Origin of the sequence: Nocardia asteroides (assembly GCF_900637185.1) — a bacterium.
Lineage (GTDB): Bacteria > Actinomycetota > Actinomycetes > Mycobacteriales > Mycobacteriaceae > Nocardia > Nocardia asteroides.
In genome coordinates this window covers 1,501,344-1,514,900 of record NZ_LR134352.1, presented here as the reverse complement: position 1 = coordinate 1,514,900, position 13,557 = coordinate 1,501,344, and the positions used below count along the sequence as shown (strand labels likewise).

The following is a 13,557-nucleotide window of genomic DNA, read 5'->3' as shown; positions in this document are numbered from 1 at the left end:
GAAGTCTGCCACAATCATCAGGATCTATCGAGCGGGCATCGAAGCGAGGCTAGGGAGTCACGGGCTTGGACGTGGAACACGAGTACCGGCCGGTCTATCAGACCAGCCTGGTCGACCCAGCCGACTTCTGGTCAGCCGCAGCTCAGGGCATCGAGTGGGACGTGCCACCGCAGCAGATCGTGGACGCCGCCGACAAGCGCTCGGCCCGCTGGTTCCCCGACGGCAGGCTCAATACCTGCGTCAACGCCCTGGACCGGCACGTGCGGGCGGGCACCGTCGCCGAGGGCGGGCGGGCTGATCAGGCCGCCCTCATATATGTCTCCGCTATGACGGACACCACCACCGTCTACACCTACGCCGAACTGCTCGAGGAGGTCGCCCGCTTCGCCGGTGCCATGCGCGATCTCGGTGTGGTCGCCGGTGACCGGGTGGTGATCTACCTGCCGATGATCCCCGAGGCCGTGATCGCGATGCTGGCCTGCGCCCGCATCGGCGCGGTCCACTCGGTGGTGTTCGGCGGCTTCGCCGCGCCCGAGCTGGCCGCGCGCATCGACGACGCCGAGCCCGTGCTGATCGTCACCGCCTCGGGCGGGATCGAGCCGAACCGCCGGATCGAGTACCCGCCGATCGTGCTGCAGGCCCTCGACCTGGCCCAGACCGCCTCGGTGCGCACGGTGATCGTCAAGCAGCGGGCCGGTTTCCCGACCATCGAGTTCCCGGCCGCCCAGCCCGCCACCGATGTGCTGCCATCCTCGGAGCAGACCGTGGCCGCGCGCTGGGTGGACTGGAACGCCACCGTCGCCGACGTGACCCCGGCCGAGCCGGTCCCGGTCGCGGCGACCGATCCGCTCTACATCCTCTACACCTCCGGCACCACCGGGAAGCCCAAGGGCGTGGTTCGCGACAACGGCGGGCACGCGGTGGCGCTGTCCTGGTCGATGCGCAACATCTACGACGTCGGCCCCGGTCAGGTGTTCTGGGCCGCCTCCGACGTGGGCTGGGTGGTCGGCCACTCCTACATCGTCTACGCGCCGCTGCTGGTCGGCGCGACGACCGTGCTCTACGAGGGCAAACCGGTCGGCACCCCCGACGCCGGCGTCTTCTGGAAGATCATCGACGAGCACGACGTGCGGGTGCTGTTCACCGCGCCGACCGCCCTGCGCGCGATCCGCCGTGCCGACCCGGAAGCCGCCGCGGCCCACCGCCACGACCTGTCCCGGTTGCGCGCGCTGTTCTGCGCGGGCGAGCGCCTGGACCCGGCCACCTTCGAATGGGCCACCGGCACCCTGCTGGCCGGTCATCCGGACACCCCCGTGGTGGACCACTGGTGGCAGACCGAGACCGGCTGGCCGATCTGCGCCGACCCGCTGGGCCTGCAGGAACTGCCCGTCAAGCCCGGTTCGTCCTGCGTGCCGGTGCCGGGCTACCGGCTGCGGGTGCTCGACGCCAACGGCAATCCGGTGCCCACCGGGGTCGAGGGCAACATCGTCATCGGGCTGCCGCTGCCGCCCGGCGCCCTCACCGGGCTCTGGCGCGACCGCGACCGGTTCATCCGCTCGTACCTGTCGGCCTTTCCCGGCCACTACCTCACCGGCGACTCCGGCTACTTCGACGAGGACGGCTACCTCTACGTCCTCGGCCGCAGCGACGACGTGATCAACATGGCCGGGCACCGCCTGTCGGCGGGCAGCATCGAGGCCGCCATCGCCGGGCACGACGCGATCGCCGAATGCGCCGTGATCGGTGTGCCCGACGAGCTCAAGGGCGCACTGCCGCTGGCATACGTGGTGCTCAAGCAGGGTGTCGAGGTGGATCCGGAGCAGTTGCGGGCCGAACTCGCCGAGCGGGTGCGCGAGCAGATCGGCGCGATCGCCACGCTGCACAGCGCGATCATCGTCTCCGGGCTGCCCAAGACCCGCTCGGGCAAGATCCTGCGCAAGACCATCCGCCAGCTCACCGCGGGTGAGCAGGTGGAGACCCCGGCCACCATCGAGGACCCCGCCGTCCTGACCGCGCTGGCCGACCGCATCCTGGCCAATCCCCCGCTGGGCAATCCGGCCGACGGCCCGTCGACGCCCGATCGCGACGGCGACCCGGTGGCCCCGACCACCTGACCAGCGGACTCGGCGGCGGCCCGCGCCCATAGGATTGCACCCGTGACCGATCGTGCTGCCGCCACTGTCCTCGTCGTCGACGACGACTCCGACGTCCTCGCCTCGGTCGAACGCGGCCTGCGGCTGTCCGGCTTCCAGGTGCTGGTGGCCCGCGACGGTGCCGCCGCGCTGCGGGCCGTCGCCGAGCACGCGCCCGACGCGATCGTGCTGGACATGAACATGCCGGTACTCGACGGCGCGGGTGTGGTGACCGCGCTGCGCGCGATGGGCAACGACGTGCCGATCTGCGTGCTCAGCGCCCGCTCCTCGGTCGACGACCGGATCGCCGGGCTGGAGTCCGGCGCCGACGACTACCTGGTGAAACCCTTCGAGCTGGCCGAACTGGTGGCCCGGATCCGCGCCCTGCTGCGCCGCCGCACCGACACACCGGAGCAGGTCGCGCCGGGCACCATCACCGTGGGCCCGCTGCAACTGGACGTGGCCGGATACCGGGCGCTGTTGCACGGCAAGGAAATCGAGCTCACCAAACGTGAATTCGAATTGTTGTCGACGCTGGCCAGGAATGCCGGCGTGGTGCTCACGCGCGAGCGGCTGCTGGAATTGGTCTGGGGCTACGATTTCATAGCCGATACGAATGTCGTCGACGTGTTCGTCGGATACCTGCGACGCAAACTCGAAATTGATGACACGCCAAGGATTTTGCACACCATTCGCGGCGTCGGGTTCGTGCTCCGGGAACCGAAATGACCGAGGCACCGCCGAAACGCCGTCGGAGACAATCCTTTTCGCTACGCACCCGGGTAGCGGGGGCGGCCGCGGCCGGTGCCGTCGTGATCGTCACGATCGCCGCTTTCGTGAGTTTCCAGGCGATCGAACGCAACAATGTCACCCAGACCGACCAGCAGCTCGAGATCGCCTCGCGCATCGTGCTGATCGAGCCGGTGCTGGCGACCGGGTTCGTCAATCTGACCGGTTTGCAGAACACCATGGCGCTCACCGTGCGCGACAACGGCCAGGTGACCGCGTCCAGCTCCACCCAGCTGCCCGACCTGCCGCCGGGTTCGCAGACCGTCGAGGTGGACGACCAGCCCTACCGGGTGCTCACCACCACCGAGAACCAGCCCGCCGGGCGCACCGTCTCCCTGGCCATCCCGACCACCGAGGCCACCAAGGCCACCGCCGACCAGCAGCGCTGGGTGCTCGCGGGCGCCGCCATCGCGGTGGCGGCCGCGGCGGCGCTGGGCTGGCTGCTCGCCGGCCGCGCCGTGCGCCCGATCGTGAAACTGACCAGGCAGGTCTCGGCCCGCAGCACCTTCGGCGATCCCGAAGACCCCGCGCAGCCGGTCGACGGTTCCGGCGTCGACGAGGCGGTGAAACTGGCCGACGCGGTGAACACCATGCTGGCCCGGGTCGACGAGGCCCAGGCCGAGACCGCGGCCGCGCTGGAAACCGCCCGCGACTTCGCCGCGGTCTCCGCGCACGAGCTGCGCACCCCGCTCACCGCGATCCGCACCGACCTCGAGGTCCTGCGCACCCTCGACCTCACCGACGAGCAGCGTCGCGAGATCCTCGACGACCTGGCCCGCAACGAGACCAGGGTGGAGACCACCCTCACCGCGCTGGAACGGCTGGCCCGCGGCGACCTCACCGCCGAGGCCGACCACGTCCCCACCGACGTGGCGGATCTGTGCGATCAGGCCGCCCACGACGCGATGCGCCACAATCCCGGCCTCTCGGTGCGGATCGAGACCGACGCCGAACTCGTCACCCGCGGGCTGCCGGCGGGCCTGCGCCTCGCGGTCGACAACGCGCTGACCAACTCGGTCAAGCACGGCGGCGCCACCAGCGCGGTGGTCTCGGCGCACCGCACCGCCGACGAGCACATCGTCATCGCGGTCGACGACAACGGCACCGGGATACCGCCCGCCGAGCGCGCCGCGGTCTTCGCCCGTTTCGCCCGCGGCACCAATGCCAGCAAGGGCGGCTCCGGGCTCGGGCTGGCACTGGTGGCCCAGCAGGCCCAGTTGCACGGCGGCCGCGCCTATTTCGAGGACAGCCCGCTCGGCGGCGCCCGGCTGGTGCTGGATCTGCCGATCCGCCGCGCACCCTGACACGCGAAAAGCCCCGCGTTCGCGACGAACGCGAACGCGGGGCTATCGTCCGGCTATCCGGTTACCCGGCAACCACCCTGGACAAGATCAGGGCAGCACCTGCGGGACCGACTCCGGGATGACCAGGCCGATGACGGCGCCGATCACGGCACCGGTCAGCGCGGTGGAGATCACCGACGGAATGGCGCAGAAGACGTAGCCGATGATGAACGCGGCCAGCGCGGGAACGCACATGATGGCGGCGGCGATCGCGCCGATCGCGGCACCAGCGGCGGCACCGTTCTGGACCGGGTCGTGGTTCGCGGCGGCCGGGTCGGTGGCGATGTCCTTCAGCTCGGTGCTGGTGTCGGCGGACAGCTGCGGCGCCATGGACAGGGTCTTGCCGTCCTCGGAGACCACCGAGGCCACCGCGATGGCGTTGCCGTCGACGGTGTTCAGCTTCAGCGGGACCTGGCCCACCGTGACACCGGCGGCGGAGACCACGGTGACGGCGTCGGGGGTGATCACGAAGCGGCCGTTGTCGACCGTCGCGGAGATGCTGCGCAGGTCGGGCGCGACGACGGTGGTGAAGTCCACGCCGTCAGCGGCACCCGCGCTCGACAGACCGGTGGCGATCTGCGCCTGGCGCTCGGTGTCGACGTCAGCGGCCGCGGTACCGGCGGTGACCAGCGAGGTCGCGACGGCGAGCGGCAGCGCGGCGACGAGCGCGCGACGGCCCGCGCGGGTGATGCTGTGGTGGAACATGTTCGATGTCTCCCTCCCGATGCCCCCGGTGAATCCCCGAACCCCCCGGACGAATCGATGAAATCTCGATGTCGATTTGACTCGAGATTTGTATCGGACCGATCGAAACAATGGAAGGGGCTGTGACGCACTACATATCGTGACCCGGTTTGACAGTCCCGGTGAGCGGGAACCGCGTATTCCAGCACACCGTCGGCAAATTCCGGGCGGCATCCTCACCGAACTCTCAGACATCTCCCACTCCCCGGCGTGAACTGTCCCGATACGGTCGCGCCGTGATCGGAAAACGTGCCCGGATGGTCTGTCTCGTCGCTGCTGTCGCGTTGACGGGTGGTGGAATCGCCGCCTGCGCGGGCGGCGACCGCGCGCCGACGGGGTTCGCGCTCGTCGACGGCGATACCGGGCCCACCGGCGCGCGGGTCGCCAAGGCGGTGCAGGACGCGGGCGGCTACGAGTGGACGCTGGCGAAGCCGGGCGAGGTCGATCCGGCCGACTACGCCGCCGTCATCACCCTGCCCGCCGACCTCACGTCCTCGATGGCGACCCTCGCTACGCCGAATCCGCAGCGCGCCAAGATCACCGTCACCGCGCACGACGGCGCGGACGAGGGCACGGTGAACGGCGCGGTGGCCGCCGTGACGCATCGGATCGGCGCCTCCGGGGTGGACGCCGCGCTCACCGCGGTCTCCCAGGCCCGCAATCAGATGACGTCGGTGCAGTTCACCGCGCAGCTGCTGAGCGCGGGCGTCGACGCGGCGGCGGGCAGCGCCGATCAGTTCAGCGGTGGGGCGCAGGAGATGCTGGGCTTCCTCGACTTCGCGAAACAGGGTGCGGGCGAACTCACCTCGGCCATCGACCTGCTGAACCGGACCGTCGACGGCGCGACCACCCAGGCCGGTCAGCTCGCCGACGCGCTCGGCGCGACCGGGCTCACCATCGCCGGAGTGGAGCGCAGCGCGACCGCCCTGTCCACCGGCCTCGACCAGATCCTGCCGCTGCTGCGCGCCCTGCCCTTCGCCGGTGACCCGCAGCTGGCCGACATCATCACCAAACTCGAAGCGCTGCGCGGCATCTCGGGTCAGGCGGGCACCCAGCTGACCGGCCTGGCCGACCTCACCGGCGCCGCCGTCGACCCGAACACCGACCTGGGCACCCTGCTGCGCACCGTCGTCGCCCGCCTCGACAGCGCCCGCGTCCAGCTGAGCCAGGGCGCCGAACTCGCCAAGGGCCTGCCCGCCCTCGCCGAACAGGGCGGCACCCAGATCACCTCGGCGATCAGCCAGATGACCACGGGCGTCACCGCCCTCCAGACCATCATCGGCAACCTCAACACCCAAACCGGCAAGGCCCTCGAAGCCCTCCCCGCCCGCGGCCAGTCCCAGACCACCGCCCTCGCCCTCGCCCTCACCGACCCCGTCGAGATCATCCGCGAGTAGTCGCCCACCGAAGACAACTGTGGCCGGGTTCCCATGGGGAGCCCGGCCACAGTGGTCGATCAGGGGGTCAGTTCGCCTCGAGGAGGTCGATGACGAAGACCAGGGTCTTGCCGGAGAGGTGGTGGCCCGCACCTTCGGGGCCGTAGGCGAGCTCCGGCGGGATGGTCAGCTGGCGGCGGCCGCCGACCTTCATGCCGGGGATACCTTCCTGCCAGCCCTGGATCAGGCCGCGCAGCGGGAAGGTGATGGACTCGCCACGGTCCCACGAGGAGTCGAACTGCTCGCCGCTGTCGAACTCGACGCCGACGTAGTGCACCTCGACGGTGCCACCCGGCACCGCTTCCTTGCCTTCGCCCTCGACGAGGTCCTTGATCACGAGCTCGGTGGGCGCGGGGCCCTCCTGGAATTCGATCTCCGGCTTGGTCATTCGGCTATCCCCTTCGATAGTTGAGTTGTCGCCAGACAGTGGTCGAGATCAGCGGGTGCCGATGTCGAGGTAGTCACGCTCACCGTAGCCGGTGTAGATCTGGCGCGGACGGCCGATCTTGAGCGGCTCGGAGTGCATCTCACGCCAGTGGGCGATCCAGCCGGGCAGGCGGCCCATGGCGAAGAGCACGGTGAACATGCGGGTCGGGAAGCCCATGGCCCGGTAGATGACGCCGGTGTAGAAGTCGACGTTCGGGTACAGGCGACGCGAGACGAAGTAGTCGTCGGTGAGGGCGGCCTCTTCGAGCTGCTTGGCGATGTCGAGCAGCTGGTCGTCGCCGCCGATCTTCGACAGGATCTTGTCGGCGGCCTGCTTGACCAGGGTGGCGCGCGGGTCGTAGTTGCGGTAGACGCGGTGCCCGAAGCCCATGAGCTTCACGCCGTCTTCCTTGTTCTTGACCTTGCGGATGAATTCCTTGACGTCGCCGCCGTTGGCCTTGATCTCGTCGAGCATCTCGAGCACGGCCTGGTTGGCGCCACCGTGCAGCGGGCCCCACAGCGCGTTGATGCCGCCGGACACCGAGGTGAACAGGTTGGCGTCGGAGGAGCCGACGAGGCGCACGGTCGAGGTGGAGCAGTTCTGCTCGTGGTCGGCGTGCAGGATCAGCAGCATGTCGAGCGCGGCCGCGATCTCCGGGTCGACCTCGTAGGGCTCGGCCGGGAAGCCGAAGGTCATCCGCAGGAAGTTCTCCACCAGCGACAGCGAGTTGTCCGGGTAGAGGAACGGCTGGCCGACCGACTTCTTGTACGAGTAGGCCGCGATGGTGGGCAGCTTGGCCAGCAGGCGGATGGTGGACAGCTCGACCTGCTCGGGGTCGCGCGGGTCCAGCGAGTCCTGGTAGTACGCCGACAGCGCGTTCACCGCGGACGACAGCACCGGCATCGGGTGCGCGTTGCGCGGGAAGCCGTCGAAGAACCGCTTCAGGTCCTCGTGCAGCAGGGTGTGGCGGCGGATGCGATCGGTGAAGTCGTCGAGCTGGGCCTGGGTCGGCAGCTCGCCGTAGATGAGCAGGTAGCTGACCTCGATGAAGGTCGAGCGGCCCGCCAGCTGGTCGATCGGGTAGCCGCGGTAGCGCAGGATGCCCGCTTCACCGTCGATGTAGGTGATGGCCGACTTGGTCGACGCGGTGTTCATGAAACCGGGGTCGTAGGTGACGTAGCCGGTGCTGGCCAGCAGCTTGCCCAAGTCGAGTCCGTCGTTGCCCTCAGCGGCCTTGGTGACCGAAATAGGGAACTCGCCACCCGGGTACTGCAGTACCGACTTGGCGTCTTCGGCGACGTTGGTGATGTTCTCAGCGGGCACGGAAGGATCCCTCTCAGGCTAGAACCGTAGGCACCGATGCGGTCGGCACGCGGTGCGCTTGCGCTAACGCTAGCTGTTGCTCGGTCGAGACGAGCAATCAGGGTTGTCCTGCGCCGTTCTCACACCGGGGCCGATCGGCGGTGAGGTCGGCGCGTAGCCGCCGACCTGCGCCGATCCCCTGTTTGCCGTCGTCGCGAGCGGCTGCCGCGCGTGGCCACGGCGTCCCTTCCGCGCGAATCGGCAAAATTCATGTAATCCCTTCTGCCACAACTCAATTGACCATGGAATCGGTGTGCGCCCTGGCAACCCGGTAGCGCACGAAGGCGGGGAAGGCGAGCGCGGCGACGACCACGCCGATCACCACCAGGACACCGCCACCCGCGGCAGCTACAGCGGTACCCAGGCTGGCCGCGGCGAAACCGTGGGCAACATCACCGATCCGCGGCCCACCTGCGACAACCACGATGAACACGCCCTGCAACCGGCCGCGCATCTCGTCGGTGGAGACGTTGAGCAGCATCGCCGTGCGCAGGGCCGCCGAGATCATGTCGACCGCGCCGCCCAGCGCCAGGAACGCCACCGCGATGCCCAGCCAGACGCCGAGCCCGAACAGGTGCCCGGCCATGCCGACGGCCAGTCCGAAGCCGATCATCGCCACGCCCCAGATCACGATGCACCAGATCACCGCCAGCCCCTGCCTGCGGATACGCGGCACCCAGCCGGAGAACACCCCGCCCAGCACCGCGCCCGCCGAGATCGCGGCGAAGAGCAGGCCCAGCGCCACCCCGCCCTCGGCCGGGTCGTGGAAGGTCTCGTGCGCGATCTGCGGGAACAGCGCGCGGGGCATGCCGAACACCATGGCGATGATGTCGACGACGAACGAGGCGAGCAGGATGCGCTGCCCGGTGAGGTAGCGGAAGCCGTCGAAGACCGCGCGCAGACCCGCCCGGCGCTGGTCGCCGGTGGGCGGGAAGGACGGCAGCTTCCACACCGCCCACAGCGTCGCCAGCAGCGCGATCGCGTCGATCAGGTACAGCGTGGGCAGACCGAGCACCGGGATCAGCAGACCGGCCAGCACGGGCCCAGCGATCATGCCCACGTTCTGCACGGTCATGCTCAGCGAGCTGGCCGCGGCGATCTGCTCCGGCGGCAGCAACCGGGCGATGGCGGCGCTGCGGGTGGGCTGGTTGACCGCGAAGAACGCCTGCTGGGCGGCGAACAACCCCAGCACCAGCCACACATTGGTCATGCCAAGCGCGGCCTGCGCCCAGAAGGCCAGCGCCGTGACGCCCGTGCCCGCGGTGGTGATGACGAGCAGCGTGCGCCGGTCCATCACGTCGGCCAGCGCTCCACCCCACAGCCCGAACACCACCAGCGGGACCAGACCGAACAACCCGGCCAGGCCGACGTACCCGGAACTGCCGGTGATCTGGAAGATCTGCTGCGGAACCGCGACTACCGAGAGCTGCGCGCCGATGACCGTGACGATGTTGGTGGTCCACAACCTGCGGTAGTCGGGATGACGCAGGGGTTCGGTGTCGGCGAGCAACTTCACTCGCCGCAGGGTAGCCACCGCCGCGCGTTCCGAGAATGGATGCGCTCGGTGACATAGCCCACCACTAGTTAGGGCTGCAAACGTTCCACGGTTGTGCCTGCGTCGCCGATCCGCACGACGATCCGGTTGTGCAGCCTGCCGCGCCTGCCCTGCCAGAACTCCACCTCGTCGGGCCGCAGCAGATAGCCACCCCAGTGCGGCGGCACCGGGATCGCGTCGACCTCGGCGAAGCGGGCCGTGGTCTCGGCCAGCGCCCGGTCCAGCTCGGCGCGCGCGGCGGCGGGGCGCGACTGCTGCGAGGCCCACGCACCCAGCTGGGAGTCGCGCGGGCGGGCCCGCCAGTAGGCCTCGGTGACCTCGGCGGGCACCCGCTCGGTCCGCCCGCGCACGTGCACCTGCCTGCCTAGCGCCGGCCACAGGAAGGTGGCCGCGGCGTACGGGTCGGCGGCGAGCTGGTTGCCCTTGGCGGAGTCGTAGTTGGTGTAGAAGGTGATGCCCTCGGGTGCCAGTCCCTTGCACAGCACGGTGCGCGCCACCGGGCGCGGGGCCGGGCCGGTGAGCGAGACGGTGGCCAGCACCATCGCGTTGGGTTCGGCGACGCCCAGACCGCGCGCCTGCTCGATCCAGCTGCGCAGCAGGGGTTCCCAGCCGCCGGCCACCCAGGTCTCGTCGAGATCGGGTTCGGCGGCGATCGCGGAGAGCTGGTCGCCGTAGTCCACGCGCATGGCCGCCAGGTCGGCGCCCGCGGCGCGGGGGTTGCTGAGGATGTCGGACGGTGCGCCGACGGGATCGGGCGCGGTGACCGCCGAAGGGTCCAGGTCAGGCATAGGGTCGACGTTACTACCGAGTATCCCCGGGGCTATGGTTCAGGAAGATCGGCATGCCCCTGCAAGGAGAGTCACCATGACTACCAGCTCGGTACCACAGGATTTCGTCAGCGGATTGGAAGGCGTGGTGGCCTTCACCACCGACATCGCCGAGCCGGACAAGGATGGTGGCGCGCTGCGATATCGCGGCGTCGACATCGAGGACCTGGTGGCCAACCGGGTCACCTTCGGCGACGTGTGGGCCCTGCTGGTCGACGGCCAGTTCGGTCGCGGCCTGCCGCCCGCCGAGCCGTTCCCGCTGCCGGTGCACACCGGTGACGTGCGCGTCGACGTGCAGGCCGGTCTTGCCATGCTCGCCCCGATCTGGGGCTACGAGCCGCTGCTCGACATCGACGACGAGACCGCCCGCGAGAACCTGGCCCGCGCCTCGGTGATGGCGCTGTCCTACGTCGCCCAGTCCGCGCGCGGCATCTACCAGCCCGCCGTTCCGCAGCGCAAGATCGACGAGTGCACCACCGTCACCGAGCGGTTCATGACCCGCTGGAAGGGTGACCCGGACCCGCGCCACACCGAGGCGATCGACGCCTACTGGGTGTCGGCGGCCGAGCACGGCATGAACGCCTCCACCTTCACCGCCCGCGTCATCGCCTCCACCGGCGCCGACGTGGCGGCCTCGCTGTCCGGCGCGATCGGCGCCATGTCCGGCCCGCTGCACGGCGGCGCCCCCGCCCGCGTGCTGCCGATGATCGAGGCCGTCGAGCAGTCCGGCGACGCCCGCGCGCTGGTCAAGGGCATCCTGGACCGCAAAGAGAAGCTCATGGGCTTCGGCCACCGCGTCTACCGCGCCGAGGACCCGCGCGCCCGCGTGCTGCGCGCCACCGCCAAGCGCCTCGACGCCCCGCGCTTCGAGGTCGCCGCCGCCCTGGAGCAGGCCGCCCTGGCCGAACTCCGCGAGCGTCGTCCCGACCGCGCCATCGAGACCAATGTCGAGTTCTGGGCCGCCGTGATCCTGGACTTCGCCGAGGTCCCCGCCCACATGATGCCCGCCATGTTCACCTGTGGCCGCACCGCGGGCTGGTGCGCCCACATCCTGGAGCAGAAGCAGCTGGGCAAGCTCGTCCGCCCCGCCGCCATCTACACCGGGCCAGGCCCCCGCACCCCCGAAGAGGTCGCCGGCTGGTCCACCATCGCCGGCTGACCCACCCCACCCCGCCCGACCGGGTGTCGACGGCCACTCACACCGTCGACACCCGGTCGTTCGCTGTCCGGCCTCAGAACTTCCAATTCATCACTCGACGTGGTGTCACCGTGCTCGAGAACCGGACATGATCGACCGCGTTCACGATCTCCGTACCACGCGGCGTGAATGAGCCCCCCAAACCGACCGCAGGTACGCATATCCATACATAGTCGAATCGTCTAGTTCCCCCAATTTCTTGTACAGCCTGCCGAACAGTGGTCTACCGTCGCCATTCTCATCCAACATATCTAGATCAAACTTCAAGGCAACGAGAATCTGAAGCCGCGTTTCCAAATCATCTACCATGATCGACCGGAACCACAAATTCATTTAGCGGATCAATAGTCAGACTCACCCCAGTCCTTTTTCCCCACATGGCGACAGTTCAGAATGCCGTGCGCGTAAATGGCACCCATTCATCATCGAATGGCAGCCACAGCCCCTCGATCCAGTCGTCGACGGCGGGCTGCCACTCCTCTGGATTGCACAACCAGAACAGCCCGTCGACATATCCGGGGAAGCCGATCTCGCGCCAAATATCCAGCAGCAATCCCGGCACCGCGCCCGAATATTTGTCTATGACACGGCCTTCTGCACCTGCGTAAGAGGATGACCCCCCAGCCGTGCAGCAATATGGCTCACATCAATATCGTGCACGGATTCAATCTTCACTCGGATCTCGCCCCGCCAGGATGATTAAATTCACTCATTTCCGCCCAACCGACGAATCGACTGTATGACCACAATTAGTCTGCCGTCGTCTCCGCCAGGTTCTCTAACGCGAACCACACCCGTTGACCGTGGCGATGCTCGGGATCTCTGCTAAACCCCCGCCGCCCGTGACCACTTGGCGCTCGCCCAGCACCACCTGCAGACCAACTCAATCATCCACATTCGCCCACTCCAGCACCAGGTCGCTGACGGGCAACTTCCCCGTATCTCGAAGTCTCAAATAGAGGTCCTCGGCACCCAGATCAGTCCATTCACCGCACGTTCCTGATTCTCTCGCCAGATCGCCGAGCTGATCACTAGACAAAGTTACCGGAACGTCGTGCAGTACAATAGATTCTCGAATCCCCAGAGCGTCATAGACGCGCCTCAACGCTCCGGCAGCCAGCCATCTGGTCTCGCCATATCGATATGGAATGCCAGTTACACATGGTGACCTATCGTCGAGCAGAGCCTCAATAAAGGGAATAATACGAGCCTCGGGGTAGGGCGACTTCTTGAGTGTCCGCAGAGTAACAACTACCTCATGTTTCGAGCCCTTGAAAGATTTAGCAAAGTAGTCGAACTCTTCGTCTCGTTGCACTTGTTCCGAATTGTTCATTTACTCTTCCTAGCCGAACCCAATCTATTACAGGTGAGAACTTTATCTTAAACTGTCGATCCGCAGAAATTTTATGCGCTGCAGAAGATCGCTTTGAGTCAGCTGGGTTCCGCGGGGCAGGCCGAGCCTGGCTCGAGTCGAAGTCGCTCAACGGCATGATCGAGTTGCGGCCCGTCAAGCTCGGGAATGCTGCCTGCCAACCGTTCTCGTCGATGCCGGATAGTCCACCGCGGTGCAAACCCGCTTCAGAAATCCTGATATCCACGCCCGTTGAGATCTCGACGTTGGGCGCGGCCGCCGGCGCCCTTGATTCCTGGATGTCCGCACTCGGTTGTCTTCGATCTTCTGTCCGTTCTCCAGTCGGCAAGCTTGTGCAGCGACGCTCCGGCGCGAACGTCGGCAGGCGTGCTC

General features: G+C 68.1%; 12 protein-coding genes. 5 read left to right on the top strand and 7 right to left on the bottom strand.

Translation table 11 applies throughout. The annotated features are described in order from the left end of the window. Positions 1-65 precede the first annotated feature (65 nt). The 3 genes from EL493_RS07265 (at position 66) to EL493_RS07255 (ending at position 4,225) form a co-directional block, all read left to right on the top strand. Positions 66-2,114, top strand: coding sequence for an AMP-binding protein (locus EL493_RS07265; protein WP_022565889.1), 2,049 nt, complete (start codon positions 66-68; stop codon positions 2,112-2,114). Between the two features lie 42 nt (positions 2,115-2,156). Then, the gene (locus EL493_RS07260) at positions 2,157-2,861 is read left to right on the top strand and encodes a response regulator transcription factor (protein WP_019044947.1); all 705 of its coding nucleotides are present in this window, start codon (positions 2,157-2,159) and stop codon (positions 2,859-2,861) included. A gap of 83 nt (positions 2,862-2,944) precedes the next feature. Next, on the top strand, positions 2,945-4,225 hold the full coding sequence (locus EL493_RS07255; RefSeq protein ID WP_019044946.1) for a sensor histidine kinase: 1,281 nt from the start codon (positions 2,945-2,947) through the stop codon (positions 4,223-4,225). A gap of 87 nt (positions 4,226-4,312) precedes the next feature. On the opposite strand, the gene EL493_RS07250 is transcribed toward EL493_RS07255, so the two are convergent. Next, positions 4,313-4,969, bottom strand: coding sequence for a hypothetical protein (locus EL493_RS07250; RefSeq protein ID WP_019044945.1), 657 nt, complete (start codon positions 4,967-4,969; stop codon positions 4,313-4,315). A 275-nt stretch (positions 4,970-5,244) separates the two neighbouring features. Here EL493_RS07250 and EL493_RS07245 point away from each other — a divergent pair, with 275 nt between their 5' ends. Next, the gene (locus EL493_RS07245; RefSeq protein ID WP_126405604.1) at positions 5,245-6,405 is read left to right on the top strand and encodes a YhgE/Pip domain-containing protein; all 1,161 of its coding nucleotides are present in this window, start codon (positions 5,245-5,247) and stop codon (positions 6,403-6,405) included. 67 nt (positions 6,406-6,472) lie between these two features. Here EL493_RS07245 and EL493_RS07240 read toward each other — a convergent pair whose 3' ends face one another. The 4 genes from EL493_RS07240 to pdxH form a co-directional block, all read right to left on the bottom strand. After that, the gene (locus EL493_RS07240; protein WP_019044943.1) at positions 6,473-6,832 is read right to left on the bottom strand and encodes an FKBP-type peptidyl-prolyl cis-trans isomerase; all 360 of its coding nucleotides are present in this window, start codon (positions 6,830-6,832) and stop codon (positions 6,473-6,475) included. A 48-nt stretch (positions 6,833-6,880) separates the two neighbouring features. Further along, positions 6,881-8,194 carry a citrate synthase gene (locus EL493_RS07235; RefSeq protein WP_019044942.1) on the bottom strand — a complete coding sequence of 438 codons (1,314 nt, stop codon included), beginning with the start codon at positions 8,192-8,194 and terminating at the stop codon, positions 6,881-6,883. A gap of 271 nt (positions 8,195-8,465) precedes the next feature. After that, complete coding sequence (locus tag EL493_RS07230; protein ID WP_019044941.1) at positions 8,466-9,749, bottom strand: MFS transporter; 1,284 nt, start codon at positions 9,747-9,749, stop codon at positions 8,466-8,468. Between the two features lie 68 nt (positions 9,750-9,817). After that, positions 9,818-10,474: a pyridoxamine 5'-phosphate oxidase gene (pdxH, locus tag EL493_RS07225; protein WP_030200561.1), complete on the bottom strand. Its 657-nt coding sequence runs from the start codon at positions 10,472-10,474 to the stop codon at positions 9,818-9,820. A gap of 178 nt (positions 10,475-10,652) precedes the next feature. Between pdxH and EL493_RS07220 the strand changes: the two genes are divergently transcribed. Next, a complete protein-coding gene (locus EL493_RS07220; protein ID WP_030200564.1) occupies positions 10,653-11,774 on the top strand; it encodes a citrate synthase 2 in 1,122 nt (373 codons plus the stop codon). Between the two features lie 427 nt (positions 11,775-12,201). Here EL493_RS07220 and EL493_RS07215 read toward each other — a convergent pair whose 3' ends face one another. Together EL493_RS07215 and EL493_RS07210 are read right to left on the bottom strand one after the other, a co-directional pair. Beyond that, positions 12,202-12,375: a GAD-like domain-containing protein gene (locus tag EL493_RS07215; RefSeq protein WP_022565885.1), complete on the bottom strand. Its 174-nt coding sequence runs from the start codon at positions 12,373-12,375 to the stop codon at positions 12,202-12,204. A 321-nt stretch (positions 12,376-12,696) separates the two neighbouring features. Beyond that, entirely contained in the window at positions 12,697-13,146 is a 450-nt protein-coding gene (locus tag EL493_RS07210) for a hypothetical protein (protein WP_022565884.1), read from the bottom strand. Positions 13,147-13,557: the final 411 nt, after the last annotated feature.

Bases quoted from the DNA above. Each gene is read 5' to 3' on its own strand.
- pdxH (WP_030200561.1), bottom strand. From the start codon at position 10,474: ATGCGCGTGGACTACGGCGACCAGCTCTCCGCGATCGCCGCCGAACCC.
- EL493_RS07210 (WP_022565884.1), bottom strand. From the start codon at position 13,146: ATGAACAATTCGGAACAAGTGCAACGAGACGAAGAGTTCGACTACTTT.
- EL493_RS07240 (WP_019044943.1), bottom strand. From the start codon at position 6,832: ATGACCAAGCCGGAGATCGAATTCCAGGAGGGCCCCGCGCCCACCGAG.
- EL493_RS07250 (WP_019044945.1), bottom strand. From the start codon at position 4,969: ATGTTCCACCACAGCATCACCCGCGCGGGCCGTCGCGCGCTCGTCGCC.
- EL493_RS07220 (WP_030200564.1), top strand. From the start codon at position 10,653: ATGACTACCAGCTCGGTACCACAGGATTTCGTCAGCGGATTGGAAGGC.